Source organism: Natronosalvus vescus (assembly GCF_023973145.1).
In the GTDB taxonomy this organism is placed as follows: Archaea; Halobacteriota; Halobacteria; order Halobacteriales; family Natrialbaceae; genus Natronosalvus; species Natronosalvus vescus.
Genome location: NZ_CP099546.1, coordinates 2,593,631 through 2,613,807, shown reverse-complemented (window position 1 = coordinate 2,613,807; position 20,177 = coordinate 2,593,631). Strand labels below are relative to the sequence as shown.

At 63.0% G+C, this 20,177-nt stretch carries 21 protein-coding genes; 9 read left to right on the top strand and 12 right to left on the bottom strand.

What is annotated here, in order from left to right; all coding sequences use genetic code 11:
- Nucleotides 1–558 (top strand): YeeE/YedE family protein, encoded by a 558-nt coding sequence (locus NGM68_RS12500; protein ID WP_252698570.1) that lies wholly within the window; start codon nucleotides 1–3, stop codon nucleotides 556–558.
- An 83-nt stretch (nucleotides 559–641) separates the two neighbouring features.
- The gene (locus NGM68_RS12495; RefSeq protein WP_252701426.1) at nucleotides 642–1,073 is read left to right on the top strand and encodes a YeeE/YedE family protein; all 432 of its coding nucleotides are present in this window, start codon (nucleotides 642–644) and stop codon (nucleotides 1,071–1,073) included.
- A 277-nt stretch (nucleotides 1,074–1,350) separates the two neighbouring features.
- Here the strand turns inward: NGM68_RS12495 and NGM68_RS12490 are convergent, their stop codons facing one another.
- Nucleotides 1,351–1,788: an ester cyclase gene (locus NGM68_RS12490; RefSeq protein ID WP_425493622.1), complete on the bottom strand. Its 438-nt coding sequence runs from the start codon at nucleotides 1,786–1,788 to the stop codon at nucleotides 1,351–1,353.
- A gap of 446 nt (nucleotides 1,789–2,234) precedes the next feature.
- A complete protein-coding gene (locus tag NGM68_RS12485) occupies nucleotides 2,235–2,564 on the bottom strand; it encodes a DUF5789 family protein (protein WP_252698568.1) in 330 nt (109 codons plus the stop codon).
- A 145-nt stretch (nucleotides 2,565–2,709) separates the two neighbouring features.
- Here NGM68_RS12485 and NGM68_RS12480 point away from each other — a divergent pair, with 145 nt between their 5' ends.
- Nucleotides 2,710–2,919 (top strand): ribbon-helix-helix domain-containing protein, encoded by a 210-nt coding sequence (locus NGM68_RS12480; protein ID WP_252698567.1) that lies wholly within the window; start codon nucleotides 2,710–2,712, stop codon nucleotides 2,917–2,919.
- Nucleotides 2,920–3,015: 96 nt separating this feature from the next.
- Here NGM68_RS12480 and pstB read toward each other — a convergent pair whose 3' ends face one another.
- The 3 genes from pstB to NGM68_RS12465 all read right to left on the bottom strand — a co-directional run bounded on the left by pstB (nucleotide 3,016) and on the right by NGM68_RS12465 (nucleotide 5,782).
- Nucleotides 3,016–3,873: a phosphate ABC transporter ATP-binding protein PstB gene (gene pstB, locus NGM68_RS12475; protein ID WP_252698566.1), complete on the bottom strand. Its 858-nt coding sequence runs from the start codon at nucleotides 3,871–3,873 to the stop codon at nucleotides 3,016–3,018.
- A 60-nt stretch (nucleotides 3,874–3,933) separates the two neighbouring features.
- Nucleotides 3,934–4,425, bottom strand: coding sequence for a hypothetical protein (locus tag NGM68_RS12470; protein WP_252698565.1), 492 nt, complete (start codon nucleotides 4,423–4,425; stop codon nucleotides 3,934–3,936).
- 238 nt (nucleotides 4,426–4,663) lie between these two features.
- Nucleotides 4,664–5,782, bottom strand: coding sequence for a thiamine pyrophosphate-dependent dehydrogenase E1 component subunit alpha (locus tag NGM68_RS12465; RefSeq protein WP_252698564.1), 1,119 nt, complete (start codon nucleotides 5,780–5,782; stop codon nucleotides 4,664–4,666).
- Nucleotides 5,783–5,968: 186 nt separating this feature from the next.
- On the opposite strand from NGM68_RS12465, the gene NGM68_RS12460 reads away from it, so the two are divergent.
- The gene (locus NGM68_RS12460; protein WP_252698563.1) at nucleotides 5,969–6,583 is read left to right on the top strand and encodes a VOC family protein; all 615 of its coding nucleotides are present in this window, start codon (nucleotides 5,969–5,971) and stop codon (nucleotides 6,581–6,583) included.
- 131 nt (nucleotides 6,584–6,714) lie between these two features.
- Here NGM68_RS12460 and NGM68_RS12455 read toward each other — a convergent pair whose 3' ends face one another.
- Nucleotides 6,715–8,508, bottom strand: a complete 1,794-nt coding sequence (locus tag NGM68_RS12455; protein ID WP_252698562.1) for a hypothetical protein — start codon at nucleotides 8,506–8,508, stop codon at nucleotides 6,715–6,717.
- 368 nt (nucleotides 8,509–8,876) lie between these two features.
- On the opposite strand from NGM68_RS12455, the gene NGM68_RS12450 reads away from it, so the two are divergent.
- Both NGM68_RS12450 and NGM68_RS12445 read left to right on the top strand, forming a co-directional pair.
- Nucleotides 8,877–10,289 carry a hypothetical protein gene (locus NGM68_RS12450; protein ID WP_252698561.1) on the top strand — a complete coding sequence of 471 codons (1,413 nt, stop codon included), beginning with the start codon at nucleotides 8,877–8,879 and terminating at the stop codon, nucleotides 10,287–10,289.
- A 140-nt stretch (nucleotides 10,290–10,429) separates the two neighbouring features.
- Entirely contained in the window at nucleotides 10,430–11,086 is a 657-nt protein-coding gene (locus NGM68_RS12445) for a helix-turn-helix domain-containing protein (RefSeq protein WP_252698560.1), read from the top strand.
- Between the two features lie 458 nt (nucleotides 11,087–11,544).
- On the opposite strand, the gene NGM68_RS18355 is transcribed toward NGM68_RS12445, so the two are convergent.
- The 4 genes from NGM68_RS18355 to NGM68_RS12430 form a co-directional block, all read right to left on the bottom strand.
- Nucleotides 11,545–11,685: a hypothetical protein gene (locus NGM68_RS18355; protein WP_425493569.1), complete on the bottom strand. Its 141-nt coding sequence runs from the start codon at nucleotides 11,683–11,685 to the stop codon at nucleotides 11,545–11,547.
- Nucleotides 11,686–11,699: 14 nt separating this feature from the next.
- On the bottom strand, nucleotides 11,700–11,882 hold the full coding sequence (locus NGM68_RS18350; RefSeq protein ID WP_425493568.1) for a DUF7344 domain-containing protein: 183 nt from the start codon (nucleotides 11,880–11,882) through the stop codon (nucleotides 11,700–11,702).
- A 430-nt stretch (nucleotides 11,883–12,312) separates the two neighbouring features.
- Nucleotides 12,313–12,729 (bottom strand): DoxX family protein, encoded by a 417-nt coding sequence (locus NGM68_RS12435; protein WP_252698558.1) that lies wholly within the window; start codon nucleotides 12,727–12,729, stop codon nucleotides 12,313–12,315.
- Nucleotides 12,730–12,912: 183 nt separating this feature from the next.
- Nucleotides 12,913–14,508, bottom strand: a complete 1,596-nt coding sequence (locus NGM68_RS12430; protein WP_252698557.1) for an alkaline phosphatase family protein — start codon at nucleotides 14,506–14,508, stop codon at nucleotides 12,913–12,915.
- A 310-nt stretch (nucleotides 14,509–14,818) separates the two neighbouring features.
- Here NGM68_RS12430 and NGM68_RS12425 point away from each other — a divergent pair, with 310 nt between their 5' ends.
- Nucleotides 14,819–15,754 carry a polysaccharide deacetylase family protein gene (locus NGM68_RS12425; RefSeq protein WP_252698556.1) on the top strand — a complete coding sequence of 312 codons (936 nt, stop codon included), beginning with the start codon at nucleotides 14,819–14,821 and terminating at the stop codon, nucleotides 15,752–15,754.
- Between the two features lie 77 nt (nucleotides 15,755–15,831).
- Here NGM68_RS12425 and NGM68_RS12420 read toward each other — a convergent pair whose 3' ends face one another.
- Nucleotides 15,832–16,797 (bottom strand): glycosyltransferase, encoded by a 966-nt coding sequence (locus tag NGM68_RS12420; protein WP_252698555.1) that lies wholly within the window; start codon nucleotides 16,795–16,797, stop codon nucleotides 15,832–15,834.
- 383 nt (nucleotides 16,798–17,180) lie between these two features.
- Between NGM68_RS12420 and NGM68_RS12415 the strand changes: the two genes are divergently transcribed.
- Nucleotides 17,181–17,378, top strand: a complete 198-nt coding sequence (locus tag NGM68_RS12415) for a hypothetical protein (protein ID WP_252698554.1) — start codon at nucleotides 17,181–17,183, stop codon at nucleotides 17,376–17,378.
- A gap of 148 nt (nucleotides 17,379–17,526) precedes the next feature.
- Nucleotides 17,527–18,279, top strand: a complete 753-nt coding sequence (locus tag NGM68_RS12410; RefSeq protein ID WP_252698553.1) for an Lrp/AsnC family transcriptional regulator — start codon at nucleotides 17,527–17,529, stop codon at nucleotides 18,277–18,279.
- On the opposite strand, the gene NGM68_RS12405 is transcribed toward NGM68_RS12410, so the two are convergent.
- Nucleotides 18,270–19,883, bottom strand: a complete 1,614-nt coding sequence (locus NGM68_RS12405; protein ID WP_252698552.1) for an alkaline phosphatase family protein — start codon at nucleotides 19,881–19,883, stop codon at nucleotides 18,270–18,272. The genes NGM68_RS12410 and NGM68_RS12405 overlap by 10 nt on opposite strands.
- Nucleotides 19,884–20,177 lie beyond the last annotated feature (294 nt).

The following is a 20,177-nucleotide window of genomic DNA, read 5'->3' as shown; positions in this document are numbered from 1 at the left end:
ATGGTCAGTGAACTCATCGACCCGGCACTGTACGAGACCCTCTTCCCCGAGGGCGTGAGTCGCTACGCCGTCGGTGGGCTGCTCGTCGGCCTCGGGGCCGTCGTCATCTACCTCGGCACCGGCATCGCGGCCGGTGCGAGTACGTTCCTCGAGTCGACGCTCTCGTACGTCTCCGATCAGTCGCGGTTTCAGCGCTATCGCAGTTCTCGGGACTGGCGCATCGTCTTCACGCTGGGGATCATCGCCGGCGCGTTCGTCTACGCGCTGACGTTCCAGTCGGGGCTGGTCTCGAGTTCGCTCTACCAGCCTGGAACGACCGGCGAACTCCGGGAGGTCGGCGGGCTGACGATCTGGCTGACGGACGTCCAGCCCTGGCGACTGTTCCTCGGCGGGATCCTCGTCGGCATCGGCACCCGTATCGGGAAGGGCTGTACCTCCGGACACGGCGTCTGCGGGGTCGGCTCGGCATCGAAGACCTCGATTGTCAGCGTGATGACGTTCCTCGCCGTCGCGATCGGCACGGCCCAGGTAGTCATGGCGCTGGGGGTGTCACCATGAACGGCGAGACTCGAGCGAAGCGAGCGTCTCGGGATGGCAAGCGGGACGGAGACCGACCCGCGAGCGATCGCCACCCGCTCTTCATGCCGCTGATCTTCGTCGGCGGCCTGATCTTCGGATTCGGCCTGGGGTTTAGCCACATGGCCCAGCCAGAAGTCGTCCTGCACTTCCTGCAGTTCGAGGACTTCGGCCTGTTGTTCGTGATGTTCGGGGCGGCGATCGTCTCTGGCATCGCCTTCGCCGTGATGCCCCGCCTTCGCGAGCGAGCACCACTCACGGGCGACACCTACGGCCGACGGCTGAAGTCGTTCGACCGCAACGTCCTCATCGGCGGCGCCATCTTCGGGGTCGGCTGGGGGCTGTCAGGGATCTGTCCCGGTGCAGCCTACGCGAGTTTGGGCGTCGGCAACGTTACCATCCTCTGGGCGCTGGCCGGGATGTTCGTCGGTGCCTACATCCAGGGCTACTGGCGCAGCCAGCGGGCTGCCAGCACGTCTTCTGTCAGTGCGGACTGATCTCGAGAACGGGTACCGTTTTCCGTCCCAGTGCCCCATAGGTGAGCCGACACGAATCCATTGCTTTGGGTGAACACACGCGACTGGGAGCCTCTACTGAACGGACCGCTCGAGCGCTAGCTTTCTTCCAGTTAATCGCAGTCGAGGAAACGGTGCCACATTCAGCGGTCAGGACAGATGGAAGCGTTTCCAGCAGGATACAGGTCTACGCCAATTGAAAAGCGTATAGACGGGGCGATTCGTGGTTGTTCTTCGTCCGTCCAGGCACAGCAATGGATTACTCTGCAGGTAGTTCGACGACGCCGAGTTGCTGCATCAGCCCGAACGAGTCTGGTTGAACCCACCGTTCGGCGATCTTTTCATCCTCAATGCGAGTGAAGACCATATTCTGTATCTCGAATGAGTTCCCAGTCGCTTCGATGCCCATGAACTCCCCCTCGTGCGTTCCGCGAAGTGTAACGCGCATGGCAACGGTGTCTCCTTCGGCGATGATATCTTCGACCGTGGCCTCAAAGTCGGGAAATGCGTCGAGGAACGCCCGCATTTGCTCCTTGTCGGCTTCCGGCCCGTGTGTTTCTTGCCCGAACGGTCCGTGTTCGACAAAATGATCGGTGCTCAACTCATCGATGAGATCGATATTCCGGTCTGTAGCGACCTCCTCGGGATACCGTCTTGCGATATGCTTGTTTCCCTCAGCGTGAGTGGTTGGTGACATTGTCTCCTCCGGTGACAGCGCCGACTCGGTTCGCCTTCTTTCCACGAAGTTGGCGTGACCTCGTTCAGCGCGCAAATTCGTAGTACACCCTCGGCCATGTTAAACGTTAACATCCATCATACAAGTGGTAGAAGACGATGGTCAAAACGTCCCACCCAAAAGAAAAATTGGTCACTGTTCGCCCTGGACTGAACGAACACCCGTCCGTGATGACTGCCCATCATCTCGTATCACTCGCTCCTCTATTCACCACGACCTGCCCAACAGTCTCAATATGCGACGGAAATCGCATTGGTACGTTCGCAGTGGGAGTGATCGGTGCGTGAACCACGCAAATGAGCGGCGAAACGCAATTGAGGCAGGTCACCGCATCGTGTCCGATTCACATCCAACGGTTCACTACGGTGGGAACCGCCCGCAAGGGAACGACCTCGCCCGAGACCCGTTCAGAACGGAAACAGCGACCGAAGTTGCTGCACGAACCCGCTCGAGCGCTCCTCTCGAAAGGTCTCGAACACGGGGTGTAACGCGTTGAGCAACTCCTGGCGGCTCTCGAACTGGCTCTGGGGTACTTCCTCGAGCGCCGTTTCGAGGGGGATCGCGTTCCCGTGGACGTCGTAGGGGATCTTTTTGTCGCCGAGTTCGCCCCTGACGTCGTCGCTCGAAGCAGGAAACGAGAGATCCGACCGTTTGAGCGTGGCGTCGACGGCGGCGATCCCGAATTCGATGCTCGTCGGCTCGTCGTCCGATCCGTTCGTTGGTGGCCGTACTCCCATACCTGGCCTTTCACACGCCGCCCCAAAAATCACTACGGCATCGGCATCCGCATCGGAATCAGTATCAGTATCCGCATCGCGATCGATATCGCCTTCGAGAGACGGACGAGGAATCGTTAACTACCAAACCACCGAATAGACCGATATGACCGATTACACAACCGTCTCGATTCCCAAGGATCTTGCCGCACGCGTCGAAGAGACGATCGAAGGGACGAGCTTTCAGAGTACGAGCGACCTCACCAGATTTCTCCTCCGGAGCATCGTCATCCAGCACCAGAAGTCCGGCCAGCTAACCGAAGCCGAGTTCGAGGAGATCGCCGAACAGCTTCGAGGGCTTGGGTACCTGGACTGACGGTTCACGATTCCGGCTACCGACTCGAGCACCGAACCGGAACGATGAAGCGGCCGTCCGCCCGGGGCGCCGTCTCGAGAACCGGTCGTTCACCCACTACCCGAACTTGCCCGTAATGTAATCTTCGACGCGCTGGCTCTCTGGGTTCTCGAAGATCTTCGAGGTGTCGTCGAACTCCACGAGTTCGCCGCCGGTGAGGAACACGGCGGTCTTGTCCGAGATGCGGGCCGCCTGCTGCATGTTGTGGGTGACGATGACGACCGTGTAGTCCTCGGCGAGTTCCTCGACGAGATCCTCGATTTTCGAGGTCGCGACGGGGTCGAGCGCCGAGGCGGGCTCGTCCATCAAGATGACCTCCGGGTCGGTCGCGATCGCTCGAGCGATGCACAGCCGCTGTTGTTGGCCACCGGACAGGTCGAGGCCGCTCGCGTCGAGTTTGTCCTCGACTTCCTCGAGAATCGCCGCCCGCTCGAGAGCCGTCCTCACCTTCTCCTCGAGGTCGTCGTCGTTGCCCTGAACCCGAAGCCCGTAGGCGACGTTGTCGAAGATGCTCTTGGGGAACGGGTTCGGTTTCTGAAAGACCATGCCGATCTTTCGTCGGAGGGCGACGGGGTCGACGTCGTCGTCGTAGACGTTCTTCCCGTGAAAACGGAGGTCACCCTCGACGCGAGCGACGTCGATGAGGTCGTTCATCCGGTTGATCGATCGCAGGAAGGTCGATTTCCCACAGCCCGAAGGGCCGATCAGAGCGGTGACCTGGCGTTCGGGAATGTCCATCGAGATGCCGTTGAGTGCCTGTGTGTCACCGTAATAGACGTCGACATCGCGTGCCTCGATGATCGGATTCTCGACTCGCGGCGAACCCAGCGGCCCGGCCGTGGCGATCCTCGAGGCGGCGTCGGTATCCCTGGCCTCCTCCGTGCGTGAACCGGTTTCGACTCGGTTAGCGGTCATGCGCGTTATCGGAACGTTGGCCTTCGCGCAGTTACCTGTTCCGGAACGAACGCGTCCCGCTCATCGGTCGTTGATCTGGCCCGCGAACACCTCGTCGTACCAGTCGTCGGCCAGCCTCTCGAGGCCGTCTTCTGCGTCGGAAACCGACAGAGAGTCGCCCGTTCCACGCCACGTGATCGAGACACGAGAGATGGGTAGTAGCGCGATGCCGCCGACCGCGACCGGGCCCTCGGGGGTGTGAACCAGCCACTCCGTTCGAAGCCAGGAGGACGAGCGGGTGACGTCCTCGATCTGGCCGCCCGCCTCGGCCCACTGGTCGACGAGGGCGGCCGTGACGCGCCGAACGCGGCGCTGGCCGAGCAGGTGGCCGACCGTCCCGGCAGCAACCAGGAGGCCGAAGGCGACGATAGCGACCTCGAGCCCCCCGTAGGGAACGTTGACGGAGGCGGCAAAGCCGGCGGCGACGATCACGAGGGCGATGACACGAAGATCGAACGCGTTCGGAACGGTTCCGTTCCAGGTGGATTGGCGTGTAGACTGCTCGAGTGACATTCGTACCGGACACTCACGACTCGAGGTTCGTAGGGGTGTGGCTGTCCAGATTCGGCCATTAAATAGTCGATTTTGTGTCATTATCTCATGACTGTCGACTCGAGGGGACAGTCACTATATCGCGACATCTTCGACATCCTTGACACCCACGACACCCACGAAACCCATGACATTCTCAACAACCTCGAAACCCACGACGACGATCGATTTCTGACAGACGGTTCATCAGACTCGAACGCTATCGCTCCTCGAGCAACGCCGCGTCGCCGTATTCCTCGCGCAGCCACTGGAGGTGGTTGCGACCCTCGGCGACTCGAGGAGTGGGTTCCGCGTACACGTCGTCGAACATCGACAGCGGGTCGGCCTCTTCGGCTTTCGCCTCTGCTCGATCGATCAAGCCGGCGATCCACGCGTCTGCCTCCTCGTCCATCGCGGCGATGATCTCGTCGTCGAGCAGGGAACAGTCACGGAGGAACGCCTCGAGTCGCTCGAGCGGGTCGCGCTCCTTCCAGGCGGCGACCGACTCGTCCTCGCGGTAGACGGTCGGGTCGTCGGCCGTCGTGTGAGCACCGTAGCGGTACTGGACGGCCTCGATCAGCGTCGGCTGAGCCTCCCCGTCGTCCGGTTCGAGGGCTTTCTCGCGAGCGGCGCGGGTAACGGCGTAGGTCGCGAGCGGATCCATCCCGTCGACCAGGACGCCGTCGAACCCGTAGGCGTCGGCCTTCTGCGCGAACGTCTCGGATGCCGTCTGGCGCTCGCTCGGGGTCGAGATCGCCCACTGATTGTTGTTACACACGAAGATCGTCGGCGTGTCGTACACACCAGCGAAGTTCAGCCCCTCGTGGAAGTCGCCCTCGCTCGTCGCGCCGTCGCCGAAGTGGACGACTGTCGCGTGCTCGTCGCCGGCGAGTTTCGACGCCCACGACCAGCCGACGGCGTGCGGGATGTGGTCACCGATCGTGATGTTGAGCGGAAACACGTTCGCGTCCGCGATGGCTGCGTTCCCGTCTTCGTGGCCCATCCAGTACAGGACGTACTCCCAGGGCAGTTCTCGAGCGACGAGCGTCGCGTGTTCCCGGTACTGGAAAAAGAGCTGGTCGGCCGCCTCGAGGGCGTACGTCGATCCGATCTGTGCCCCCTCCTGGCCCGCCAGCGACGCGTACGTTCCCATCCGCCCCTGTCGCTGGAGGCTGATCAGGCGCTCGTCCAAGCGTCTCGCCCGGCGCATGTCCCGATAGAGCGAGACGAACGTCTCGTCCTCGAGATCCGGAAAGAGCACGGGATCGACGATCTCCCCGTGACGGTCGAGTACCTGCACCATGTCTGTCGGCTCCCGGTCGAAGACGGCTCGCGGCATCTGGGACGTACCGACGAACGGGGGTGGGTTTAACCTGTCGAACGGGCGCAAAAGATGCCCCTATCGAGGGCGATAACGCCGAGGCCAGGCCCGATCACTGTGAAGACGTTCGGTTATCGCACTCGAGCGGGGCCGGTGACACCGCTGTTAGCGGGAAGGTATGTAGATCCGGCTCCTACAGGGAGTATGGACGACTACGAAATCACGGCCGATCGACCCGACAGTCCGATTCGAACGACTGGCACCGACCACATCACCCTCATCGGCTCGAACGCCGAGGACACGATCGCGTACTACCGCGACGTCCTCGGAATGCCGCTCGTGCTCAAACAACCGAACCTCGACGATCCGACCTCCACGCACCTGTTTTTTGACACCGGTGACGGCCGGATCATCACGTTCTTCGTGAGCGACGACCGGCCCTCGAGCGCGGCCCCGCTTCGCCACCAGATCGGCTCCGTCCACCACCTCTCGTTCAGCATCGATCCAGAGCGCTTCGTGGACACCCGCGAGGCGCTCGAGGAAGCGGGCTACGGCTACAACGAGTTCGATCGCGGCATCTTCCACTCGCTGTACACCCGCGACAACAACGGGCTGACGATCGAACTGTCGACCGACAAGTTCTCGGTTCCGGACGAGCGGCGGGGCGAGGTGCTCGCGACTGCACAGCGCCTCCGCGAGGAAGACGGGAGCGACTTCGCCGAGGAGCGCCACCTCGAGGCAGCGCTCGAGGAACTCGGCATCGAGGTCGAGAAACAGGAACTACCGGACGCGCCAACGGGTGCCGGCGTCGACGATTAGGGACGTCGCGTTCTCGCTCGAGTAGGTCGAACGGCCTAAGGAGCCGCGATCGCTTCAAACGACTCGAGTGATGCAAGTGATTCGTATCGGCTCGAAATCGAGCGCGTCGAAACGTATCCAGGCCCGCAGCGTCAGGACGGGAGCCCTTCGACAGTGTACAGCCTGAACTCGCCGTTCGAGATCAGTCGGTTCGCAGCCGGGTCGTTCTCGAGTTCCGCCAGTGCGGCTTCCGAGTGGTGGAGTTCGTCGTACACTTCGAGTTCCCGGGCCTCGTCGTAGGCGGTCACCGTGAAGTAGTAATCGAGTCCGTGATACGCACCGCTGTAGTTCCCGGACTCGAACTCGTCCACGAGTACCTGGCCTCCGGCACCGGCGTCGTAATTGATCTCCCGTCCAGCCTCGGTACCGTGATAGGCGTCGCCGTACCGGTTCACGCCGTAGCCGAAGCCGGCGAAGCGCTGGTCGTCGAGCCGGTGCTCGAAGGTGGTGTCGAAGCCGAACTGCTGTTGTTCGGTCACGTGCTGGGTCGGCTGGTAGATGATCGGCGAGGTGAATAGCGTCATCAGCGTCAGGACGAGACACGCAGAGACGAACACCGCGGCGAGGGCGTTCGCCCCTGGCGTGGTGAGCGGGCCGGTCAGCCAGCCGAAGAGGTGAGCGAGCGCGATTCCGCCGAGGATCGTCAGCAACACGTAGATGAACCCGACCTGCCGGAACGCCATCGTCGGCGTTCCAAAGAAGTAGACGAGGAACATCCCGCCCAGGGGCACCAGGGCGAGCGCCAGGTACGTGACGTACGACCGGCCATCGGGGTCGAGCCGCGTCCGACCGAGCCAAGTCGCCAGCACGAAGAGCCCCGCAATCGTCCCGATAACCGCCGCAACCAGAAAGAGGAGGACGAACAGCTCGATCAGGCTACCACCGAGTTCCGCCAGCGACCCCTCCCGCTGGTCGACGGTCGTTCCCGTCCCGATGTCCTGGGCGAACAGGCCGTAGATGAGCCCGGAGAACGCGGTTCGGAACCGCTCGTTTGCAGCCGCCCAGACAATAAAGAGCCCGCCGAGCAAGACCGCTGGAGTAAACATCGACGGGTGGTGGACGATCGGATGATCGTCGTATCGCCGGCGGGCGAGCCACTGCACGCCGGCGAACGCCCCGAGCAGGACGACCACGTTGATCATCTGCTGGGGGTGGATGAGCAACAGCCCAATTCCAGTGACGAGCACGCCGACCGTAAACGGCGAGATGCCGAACGGAAGCCGCTCGAGGTCGCTCCGGCGGCTCATAAAGGTGAGGATCGCAAAGAGGGCGACGGGTACCACGAAGAGCGCGTTCGAGTTCGTGTGCGGGCCCATGTGCGTGGCGACGTTGTTGATCGGCAACACCATCCAGGAAGCGATGGCGGCGAAACCGGCGGCCGCGTTGGTGCCCGTGATGTCCCGCGCGATGAGCGGAACGAACACGAGGAACGGGATGAAAAGAATGATGACGGCGATCAGGAGCGCCCGTTGCATCGAGACGCCGCCAGCGAGATGGAGTACCGACGCGATCGAGTGCAACCCAGGATAGAACAGCTCGTTGGGCTGCATCGTCCCCTGGACGAAGTCACGCACCCAGCCGAGGTGGGTGAGCGCGTCCCCTTTCCCCTGGAAGTGGTAGTTTCGGATCACCGGCAGGCTGACGATGCTCGTCACGGTCAGGCCGCCGAGGGCGATCGCCCCGCCCTGATACCAGTCTCGAGCGCCGATCGTCAACCCGATAGCGATGGCGAGTGCCAGGCCGAACCCGACCCAGGTGATCGTCGGCGTCGCCGTGTAGATCGACGTCTCGTATCCCGAGGGCGGAGATCGACGGGCGACGGCGATTGCAACCGCGACGCCGAGAAAGCCAGCCGCCAGCACGAGGTTCAATAACGTGCGTCTCATCGGATCACTCCGACGGACGGACGGTCAGTCACTGGAGCTACAGTTCGCATCGTTGTGAGGGGTTGCGTACGCGAGGGTTTGTTATATCGCCCCTACCGGGCGCAAGCGGTGGTTCGGGGCTCGAGCGGGGATCGGCACCGACGGAACGCCCGGGAGATAACCCGACACCGGCGAGATACGTCCGGTAACGGAACCGATACCGGTAGCCGGTCGTCCCAGGATTCTCGAGTACGGACGGCCATCCGTCGCTAGGGAGTGATTTCTGCAGTTCGTGACGGTTCAACGATTGTGGCTATTTTTACCCCCCTGTGTGGTGGCCTCGATGACGACCGCGCCGCCGGGATTCCGACGGCCAGAGCACATCACCTATGCCATCGATACACATCGAGACACCGACGACGACCGACCGAACCCTCCGAACGACCGTCCAGCCCTCTCGCGACCTCGCGCGCTTCTTCACGGGCGACCCGCTCGAGATCACCTACGATACCTCGATCGAGGACGTGCCGGAGTCGATCCTGGTCATCCCGGCGCTCGCACAGGTCTGCCCGGTCGCCTGGGCCAACGGGGCCGACGTCACCGCCGATGCCGTCGACGCGACCTTCGTCGCCGCCGTAGAGGAGATCAAAGCGACGATGCTCGAGATGTACGACTTCCTCGAGGGTGGCGAGCTCTACGCGCGCGAAGTAGTCGACAACGACTTCGCCAACGAACGAAGCCTCGAGTCCGCCGACGCGCCACCATCGCCTACGTCGGCCGAGTCAGCCCGCCCGGTCGAGACCGACGGCATTGGCCTGGACGAGCGGAACCCGTCCTCGGGAGGCGAGAGCGGCCTCCTCTTCACCGGCGGTGTCGACTCGACCTGTTCGTACGTCCGCCATCGCGAGGAAGCCCCGACGTTGATCAGCATCCGCGGCTGGACGATCTCGCCGGATTCCTCGGGGGACGAGCAGTGGAACCACCTCACCCGACGGGTGACCGACTTCGCCGACGAACGCAGCCTCGAGACGGCCTTCGTCGAGGCGAACATGCTCTCGTTTCTCGACCACCCGATGTTGCTCGCTCACTACAAGCGCTACGTCGACGGCGGCTGGTACAGCTCCGTCGGCCACGGCCTCGGGCTTCTCGGTCTCTGTGCCCCGATGGCGGCTGCCCGCGGCATCGACGATCTCTACATGGCCGCGACCCACTGGGAGGGGATCGACCTCGAGTGGGGATCGCGACCGGACATCGACGATCACGTCCGCTGGGGCGGGACGCAGTGTCACCACGACTGCTACGACCTGACTCGACAGGAGCGTCTCGACGCCATCGCCGCGTACGTCGACAGCGATGCGCCCGGCCTCGAGTTGCAGACCTGTAACAACCGGATGGACGGCAACTGTGGCACCTGCGAGAAGTGTTACCGGACGGCCGTCGGCCTTCGGCTGTCGGGCCTCGAGCCAAGCGACCACGGCTACCCGTTTTCCGAGGACGAGTATCCGGAGATCCGGCGCGCGCTCGAGGAGGGGCATTGGATACTCGGCGAGGACGAACGATACATGTGGGAGGACATTCGCGACCGGTCGCGGGAAACGGAACCCGAGTCACCTGCCGAGCGAGCGTTCTTCGAGTGGCTGGATCAGGCGGATCTCTCCTCGATCGTGGACAACTCGGGGTCGCCGCTCCACCACCGAGTTCTTCGTGCAGGGGCGCGGAACGCTCCCGATGCCGTCTACTCGAGGCTGTATCCGGCCTGGACGGTTGCGAAATCGGGGTACCAGCGACTCCGTCCGCAGTGATCGGGTTCAAGATTCCTGCTGGATACACAGCGCGTTGTCAGCAACTCGATCGCCGACAAAAAGCAGATTGACGGAGTCGTTTGTCCGACTGCCAGATTGGCCAGAAGAGGTTTTACAACCAACGCAACATCGTTCGAATAATGGCGACTGAAGCGACCTTTACCGTTCCATCCGATCAGTTCCCCCTCGGAACCGTCTTCACCCACCTCCCGGACGTGACGGTCGAACTGGAGCGACTGATCCCCTCGCATGACGTGGTGATCCCCTACTTCTGGGTGCGAGGAACAGAAGTTGACGACATCGAGGGCGCGTTTACCGAACATCCAGGCGTGCGGCACATTCAGCTCGTCGATTCTATCGACGACGAGTATCTCCTGCGTGTCGAGTGGTCGCTCGAGTACGACGACGTGCTGAGCGTGCTGACCGAGACCGACGTCCCGCTCATCAAAGCGACCGGCACGAACCAGGAGTGGACGTTCGACATTCGCGGGGATACTCGAAGCGATGTTGCTACCTTCCATTCCCGCTGTCGAGAGGTGGCGATTCCCGTCACGCTGACGGAACTGCACGCACTGCGACCGGTTGAGACCGAAGTCGAGGCAGCACTCACTGGGGCGCAACAAGACGCGCTGAAACTCGCTTACGAGCGTGGATACTTCGAATCCCCGCGTGAGGTGACGATGAAAGAACTCGGCGACGAACTCGGTATTTCCCAGCAAGCCCTCGGGTCTCGCCTCCGTCGTGGGATGAAACACATCCTCGGGAGCACCCTTCCCGCCACGGATTCGACTCGATGAACCGTACAAAAAGGTATTGGATACCCAACAGTAGCGCTGACAGCGTTACCCGTCCAACAAGGAGTATGCCCCCGGGAGAGAGCAAGCGTACAATCGCCGAATGTCTCGATTGTGGTGCCGCCTATGCAGCGGTACAGTGGCCTGACGGCACGGCACAACCGATCGGGGCGAGAACCGGGTGCCAATGTGGATCGACGGAGTTTCAGGCCGTCGAAAAGACGAGTTCTTCGGAGGTTAGTGACGACTGAAGTGGCCGACGAGTGAGATACACCCGGCTCCTGATCAGTCCGAGGAATTACGCGAACCTATCGTGGTGAACGTCTGCTCTGAGTCGGTCACGCCACTCCTGACAGAAGCCGAGAATTCGAACACCCTGTGCTGAACTCATAGCGCGGAAGTCTCACGAACGTCCAGTGTGACGGGGGAAATCCATCAATACAGAGCGTAGACGATCCAGACTATGGGTTTCGGTCTGGCCGTTCGATGACCTTGGCCACCGTGATGAGAGCGTCCACCTCTACGGGCGTGCCGGTAACGTCTACCACTCCCTCGTCAGGGTCATACTCAACGAATTCACCTTCAGCCGCTTTCGGCAACACAGTATGATAGAGGCTCAGTTCAACACGGTCGAACTTTCCCCCGGAATCGATGATGGCGCGCCCTCAGTCTCCCACTCAGTACCTTGCTCAGCGACTTCATCTACGGGAACCGGCCCATCCTTTTGGTCAAGATAGTACAACGCATACCGTCGTCGTTCGTTGCTTAGAAGGTCAAATATCCGGTCTAATGATACCACTTTGAATACTCTGCCCCACCCAAGTCAATAGTTAGTACGTGACGCAGTTAATACGTAGCCGGTTGGGACTGGCCTAATAGCGTAAAGTACGTGAGTGAGATAATGAAATCGACCGTCCTGCAATCCTCCCGGCGAAACATGGGTGGTTCGGGAAGGGGTATACACGAGTAGCCACTGCACGTCATTGAACATCTGACCGCCAGACGTGTCGGCAATCAATGGTGGATCGTTTCAGTTGTTTCTATAGGCGCACCACCAGTTGGGCAGTGTGAGAGAGGAATCCACAGTTTGATAGCCAAGGCTCAGCGTGATCGAGCAGTGGAACTGTACAGTTCGGCGCTTCGGTAGGAGTCGGGGCGATGTTGATGACGTCTTCGATCCGCAAAGCCTAACTCAAATCAGACCGCGAACGACGTCTACTCGCACCGCGTCAGAAGACGGTAACGTTGAGCGCGTACGGCCACTGCACGGAGCTAACCGCGAGGAACAGCAGCGCCGCACCCGCCCCGTAGACGTTCTTCAGGAAGCTCGTCATCTCGTTCTGGGCCTCCTCGCCCTCGGCGTTCCAGAAGTCGTGCATCTTCACGGCCGAGACGAACAGGAACACGGCCAGCGCGCCCGCACCGATCGCCGGGAACACACCGAGGATCAGTGAGAGGCCGCCGAAGACGAGCAACCCGCCGCTGAGGAGCACCGACGCCTTCGGTGCGGGAAGGCCCTTGAACTCCGCGTAGCCCGCCATCGACTCGAGGTTCAGAAAGTGGTTCAGTCCCATGAACGCGAGGATGCCGCCGAAGAGCACCCGTGCGAGAACGAACAGGACGTCGGCACCGGTTGCCTCGAACATCAGGCGCTCACCTCGAGGTCGCGGTTGCGGTCGTGGTCGCGAGCGGCGCGGTCGTCAGCAGTTCTCGAGCGAAACAGTGCAGCGGACAGTTGTGGTTGCATTACGTTACCAGGTACGTATTCGAACCTATATATCGGTTCGCGGACACTGGTGCAACCGGGTAACGGTCGCGTTACCGGACAGTCACTCCATGTAACCAAGCCCTTTCAATCGGTCTTCGACGCCGGAGAAGTCGTCGTCGACGTCCGTCCGGTTGCGATCGCTGGTGACGTTTTTGCGCTCGACCTTCGTGCCGGTCGGCTCGGCGTCCGGACGAAACGCATCGAACAGCACGCGTCCGTCGGCGTTCGTGGGCACCGGCTTGCCGATCCCGTGGAGGAGCGTCGGTGCGACGTCCACCACGCGAGCGCCCCGCAGAGTCGCCCCCGGTTCGATCGAGGGGCCGCGACAGAGCATGATCCCTTCGGGGCGATGGCTCGCGGCGGTCGGGGTAGGGTCGCCGAACGGTTCGTCGGTGATCGCGTTGCGGCCCTCGTAGGTGCCCGCGCCGTTGACGATCAGGTTCGGCGCGTTCGAATCCGTCGGGAACAGATCCTCGCCGTCGTAGACGACGAACACGCGTTCGCCCGACTCGTCGGTGATCGACTCGAAGAAGTCGGTGAGTTCGGTCTTGAGCGAGTCGATTTCCCGGGGCGAGACGACACCGTGATCGAACCGGTCGGTGTCGTTGATGTAGAGGTTGCCAGCGTCGTGAACGAACGCGACCGTTTGCTCGTAGTCGACGTCGTAGAGGGCGTGCTGGCCGGGGATCTGGGACGCGACGGAGTCGACCAGCTGTCGCGGCAGCGCCGACACCAAGAATTCCTCGGAGATGCCCACCCGACTGAGCGCGCTGGTTACCCGCTCACGCGAGATGCCGAGGCTCGCGAGCGCCCCGCGGGTTCCATCGTCCTCGGTCTGGAACAGGTACCCCTCCCTCTCGAGGAAGTGGTTCGGGTAGGCCAGCCGATCGATCGGACCGAAGCCGTGGTCGGAGACCACGTAGAGGTCGGCGTCGTGTTCGTCGGTGTAGTCCATCACCTCGCCCAGGATGTCGTCGAGATCGCGGTAGTGCTCGAGAATCCGATCCTCGTCCCAGATGAGATGCTGGAAGCGATCCGGAGCGGTGTAAACGAAGAAGAACAGCTCCCAGTCCTCGCGCTTGTCCATCAGGAGGCGCATGAGCCGCCGTCGTTTGTCCAGAATATCGGCGACGGCATCCTCGAAGTCCTCCAGCCGATCGGCGTACTCGGGGTAGTTGAGGCTGATCTCGTAGTCGGGTATCGCCTCCTCGATCTCGTCGGCCAGGTCGGGCGGGTGGGTGAACTTCTGGTCGGTCGAGGGCGTCATCATCCCCGTCACGAGTTCGCCGTCGATTTCGGTCGCCGGGTAGGTCATCGGCACGTTTCCGACGACTGCTGGCTCGAGTTGCTCCCACAGCGGGGGCTGTGTGCAGTCCTGGCTCGTGTACATCCGGTGGGAGTACGACGAGGAGAGCTTCTGAAAGCCATAAATCCCGTGTTTATCGGGCCAGACGCCGGTCGCGATCGAGGGCCAGGCCAACGGCGTCGTCGCCGGACGAGTGCTGTCGAGCGGCCCGGTTGCCCCCTCCGATCGAAGCCGAGCGAAGTTCTCCAGGGTGCCGTCGTCGCTCCAGCGGTCAATGAGATGCCACGGTACGCCATCGAGTCCGAGAACGAACGCTCGCTCGGATGCCGGTGGGGTGATAGATCCGCTCATGATGATGATCGAGGCGTTAGCAACGCCTGTTACCGGTCACATAGCCCAGCGTTGCCTTTGTTATCCAGCGACTGCAGGTCGGAAACGGCCACGAACGGGACACTGTCGGAGGGGTGAGAGGGTCACCGAGAGGTGTAGTGCCGGAAACCGTCAGTCGTGCCGTGCCCCCTGCAGAGACGCCGAATCGCCACCCTCGAGTAACCCGACCGATGCTGCAGGTGCTCCATAACAAAACCGACTCGTGGTCATGCACGGGATATGGGAGCGATTACTGCAAGTGTCGCTATGAGAGACACGGGAGGTGACCGTCGTGGGTAGCGTCGTCATCTCCGTCGACGCCGAACTCGGCTGGGGCTTTCACGACCTCGAGAATCCACCCACGGATCGGCTCGAAAGCGGCCGTCGTGGCTGGAACGCCCTCCGCGGGCTGTTCGAAACCTACGACGTCCCGGCGACCTGGGCTGTCGTCGGCCACCTCATGCTCGAGGATTGCGACGGCACTCACGCCGACCACCCGGCACCGGCGGGCTGGTTCGAGCGCGAGCGAACCGACTGGCGCGATCGACCGGATCTCCGGTTCGGCCCCGATCTCGTCGAGTCGATCATCGAGTCGCCGGTCGATCACGAGTTCGCCAGCCACTCGTTCTCTCACGTGCTGTTCGACTCCTCGGAGACGACGTCCGAGATCGCGTCCGCCGAGTTCGAACGGGCGCTCGAGCTAGCCGATGACTGGGGACTCGAGTGTTCGTCGTTCGTCTATCCCCGCAACGAGGTCGGGCACCGAGAAGCGCTGGCGGCGTCCGGGATGACCGCCTACCGGGGTCGGACGTCGACGCCAGAAGGGTTCCGGTCGGTGTTCGAGACGGGGCTGTTCGATCGCTCGGTGCTCGTCGAGCCCCACGTCGACGAGTACGGTCTGCTTAACGTCCCGGCCTCGCTGTTTCTGTTCGGTTTCGAGGGAACCGCCCGCCGAACCGTCGAGACCGTCTGGGCCGATCCGATGGTCGTCACCGCCTGCCGTGCGATCGACCAGGCGGTCGTCGCCGACGACGGTCGACTCTGTCACCTCTGGCTGCATCCGAACAACCTGGTGACCGAACGCGACGACCAGCGGATCAGGGCGATCCTCGAGCACCTCGACCGTCGCCGCCGGGAAACCGATCTGGTCGTCGAAACGATGGGCGACGTCGCCGATCGGGTACTGGCTGCTGACCCCGGCCTCGAGGCGACCTCCTCGCCGACGTAAACGATTTGACGAATATCGCTTGCTCGGCCAAAACTATATTATTCGAATCCATACACTATAGTTATCGTAGCGAGTAGCTACGGCGATGCTACCGGTCGTTTCGCTGGTCGTTCGAGTCCCGTCACGTCCCCGTAGACCTCGAGGATCGCGTCGGTCGTTCGCTCGAGACTGACCTCCCGAGCGGCGTCGCGCCCGTTCGAGCGCGTGCCCGACTCGAGTACTTGCGCCAGGCCGTCGATCAGCGTCTCGTCGCTGGCAGCGACACACGAGGGCGAGACGTCCGCGAGGCGTTCTCGAACGTCACCCACGTCGGTGGCGACCACGGGGCAGTTACAGGCCATCGCCTCCTTGACGGCGTTGGGCGACCCCTCGCTGTGGGAAGTCAACAGGAGGGCGTCGGCGGCGTTCATGTAGTGGCGCATATCGGCGTGATCGACCCCGGAAACCGTTTGCAGGGCGACCGGCCGGTCGAGCGTACCGTCGACGGCGTCGACGATTCGTTCGGCCCGCGGATAGTTTTTCACGGCGCGATCCGGAGCGTACGGGAATAGAACGTTGTACGTCTCGTCCGGCCAGCCGACGCGGTCGCGGGCGAGCGACTGGGCTCCGGGAGTGAACAACTCGAGGTCGACCCCGTCGGGAATGACGCGACAGTCGCGCCCGAGCGCATTCTGCATTTCGGGGGACATGACGATCACGGCGTCACAGAAAGGCGCACAGGTTCGGCTGATCGGTGCGACGGGGCCGTGAACGTCCGACCCCCACAGCGACAGGACGACCGGAACCTGTCGCTGAGCGAGTGCCATCGGTGCCGTCAGCCCGTAGTGGGCGTGAATCAGGTCGTAGCCGCCGTCGACCTCCTGGCGCACCGTTCGAAAAAAGGAGAGGTACTCGCGCAGTCCCCGGGACTCACTCGGCGAGTCGGCGGAGACGTCCCCGGCGACACATCGCGTCTCGAAGCGAACACCGCGGCGCTCGAGCGCGGCCATCTGTTGGGTCATAAACGGCGCATCCGCCGCGTTCGTCAGGGTGAGAACGTTCATTCGAGTGCACGGCCGCCGGCTGTCGGCTTTGTTAAGGATCCCTTTCGACGCGTCCTGACCGATAGCAGTGAGTCCACTCGAGAGCAGCGGCGACCAACCGGTCGACGGCGAGACGTCATGGCGTGACCGAACCACCGTCCATCCGTTGGCACTCGATTCCCCGAATGGCAAAACGGCAGCCGACCACGGGCGGGCGCATCGAACGGAACTCGTATCCCTCCGACGAACCACCGATCGTCGTCCCGGGTTCGCGACCACAGTCACGGATACCGTATCTGATGACCCCGTCGTTGTTGATCCACGACTCGAGTATATATAACTCGTGACGATATTCGACGAAATACTTATACGGACTAGTATTGAAGCCGAGGACGAGACCATACATGGCCCTCTCCGATCTCGTCACCGATCTCCTGTCGGGAACCAATACCCGCTCGCCCGACACACCGACGAATCAGTCCACCGCGGAGACGTCGTCGCACGTCTATGAGTGTCGAAACTGCGGTACGACGGTCACCCCGGAGACGGTCGTCTGTCCGTGCTGTGATCACGACGAGATCGTCGAGTATCCCGTCGACTGAGAGGAATCGTCGTATTCAGGTGCCGCCGATCGCCCGCCAAGGGGTCGGCGATAGGCGGTTCATTGGTACAACGTTCCCGATGAATCGAACCCCAACTGATCGGCCGGCGAGCGAAAGGCTCGAGTATCCGTTCTGAGAAGGCACCACCATGGACATCCGCCTCGACGAGGTCAACAAGCGCATCATCCACGCCCTGATGGAGGACGCGCGCACGACGTCGGCCCCGATGATCGCCGACGAGGTCGGCGTCTCGCCAGCGACGATCCGCAACCGCATCGGCCAGCTCGAGGACGCCGGCGTGATCGAGGGCTACCACGCAGTCGTCGATTTCGAGCGGGGGGACGGTCGACTGCGCAACCTGTATCTCTGTAACGCGCCGGTCGAAGACCGCGAGCGCCTCGCTCACCAGGTTCGGCTGATTCCCGGCGTCATCAACGTCCGCGAGTTGATGACCGGCCGGCGCAACCTTCACGTCCTCGCTGTCGGCACCGACACCCAGGATCTCCGGCGGATCGCCCGTGAAATCGCCACCCTCGGGATCGACATCGAGGACGAAGACCTGCTACAGACCGAACACTTCCAGGCGTATCGCCCGTTCGGCCCGGACGACGAAACGCCGAAACCACTCTCCGATTACATCAGCCTCACCGGCGGGGCGGAGATCATCGAGGTGACCGTCGACGAGGAGGCACCGATCACCGGACTCTCTCTCGAGCGCGCCGGCCGGGAAGGCGTGCTGGCAGACGACGTCCTCGTGATCGCGATCGAACGCGACGACGCCGTGTTGACGCCGCGCGGTGAGTCCGTCATCCGGGCGGACGACCTGCTCACGCTGCTCTCACGCGAGGGCGTGACCGACGAAGCGCTCGCGGCGTTTCAGACGGGCACGGCTCACCGGTAGTCGAACTCCTCGAGGTGATCCCCCAGCAGCGCATCGTCGAACGTTGGGTCGGTCAGTACCGTCCCGTGGGCGACCGTCGTGTACGTGCCATACCCGATGGCGCCACGAACCACCTCCTCGGGAACCGAACCCGTCATCAACGTTGGGACGGGACGACCGAGTGCTGCGATCACCAGCGGCGCGATGTCGGCGGCGGTCAGCGGGCCGTTCTCGTTGGCGTTCCCGTTCTCTCGAATCGCTGGCCCGGCCGCGAAGAACGTTCCCGGGCCGGGCTGGGTGGCACCCGCTGCTGGGGTAAACGACCGCCTGCCGGGTTCCGGAGCGAGCGTACACGCCGTCCTGGCCGTCGAACAGATCACGTCCGGAGCCTCCCGGACGAACGGGCCATCGTACAGATGCTCGCGGTTGCAGGCGAACTCAAACGCCGGATTGCCGTCCGGGTCACGACAGTCGCGCAACGCCTCGAGAACGGCCGCTCTCGTCTCCTCGTAGGCGGAGTTGACGACCCGGCCGTACCGTTCGCGGCCGGCCACGTTGAGGCGAACGCCCGCACCGCTCGCACTCGGACAGAACGCCAGGGAACGACCCCACTGGTACGCCGACGTCCAGTCCTCGTCGTTCCGATGGTGGTGCATCGAGGCCCGCCCGAACATTCTCGAGATCCGACTGAACGCGCTCGTGGCCCGACTGAACGCGCTCGAGGCGGTCGCGAGGAGTGACTCGAGCGATGGCACCAGGCCGGATCCAGTCCCCGACCCGCGTTTCGGCTCGCGCTCGAGCAACCCGTTTGCTGCGAGCAGTTCGTTGACGTGCACGCGGTACTCGACCGGTTGGGGCGCACCCAACGGCGAACAGCCGACGACCGTTGTCTCGTCCGGAACGGTCTCGAGGACGGACGCGACGAGGCGGTCGGCAGCGCGGTAAATCGCCCGACTCGTATCAGTCGTTCCGTCGGGCAGTCTTCCCGATGGATCGGCCACCGGGACGTGGACGATGGCCAGTTCCCACGGTTCGGTGTCGAGGAGGTCGACGCTCAAGCGGCGTCTGGCGTCGATGAGCGACGGTAGTTCGGCCGGCCCCTCGAGGTCGGCGACCGTCCACGGGCGGCCCGCGGGTAAGCCGGTGTCGGAGGCGTTCGGTATCGTTCCCCGTCTCGATTCCTGGAAGGGAGGTGGTGATTCGTCGTCCGCCGGATCGGCGACCGGAAGCGCGACAGCGCTCGAGTCGCCGGCCGTGCGTCCCGGGACGACGACGCCGTTCATCGGCCCCGGCGGATCGGTCAGCGGCAACCCACAGACGATCGTGTTGGCCCCCTCGCCGGTCAGGTAGTCCCACAGCGTGGGCCGACGAACGTCGATAGCGGAGACGGGACGGCCGGCACCGGGATAGCCCTCGGCGGTCGTCTCGTCGAAAATCCCGTGATAGCTCGGATCCGTACCCGTCACGACCGACGTCCACACGCTGGCGGGCGTCGCCGGTACCGTCGGCTCGAGCGTTCCCGAGACCCCACGCTCGCGAAGGTCGGCGATCGTCGGCACGTCGGGTGCAAACCGCTCGAGAGACGCCTCGTCGAGCCCCTCGAACGCGAAGACGACGACGGTCATCGGTGCCACCGTCGCGGCCGGTACCGACTCGATCGACCAGTCACGTCGTCGCGGGTGGGTTGTCCCGAGCCCGAGCAGTCGGTCATCACTCGGGGTGACCAGTACCGAGCGTTTCGTTATTGATCGGCTTCGAGACGGTCGGAGACGAATACTCGAGCGGCCGCTCGAGTAGCGAGTGCCTGTCAAACGAGAAGCAGGCCGTACCGACCAGCTACTGGTATCTGACCCTCATCTGAGGATGACGGTATCCCGGTGCCCGCTCGAGGATGACGGTATCTCGGTGCACCACTCGAG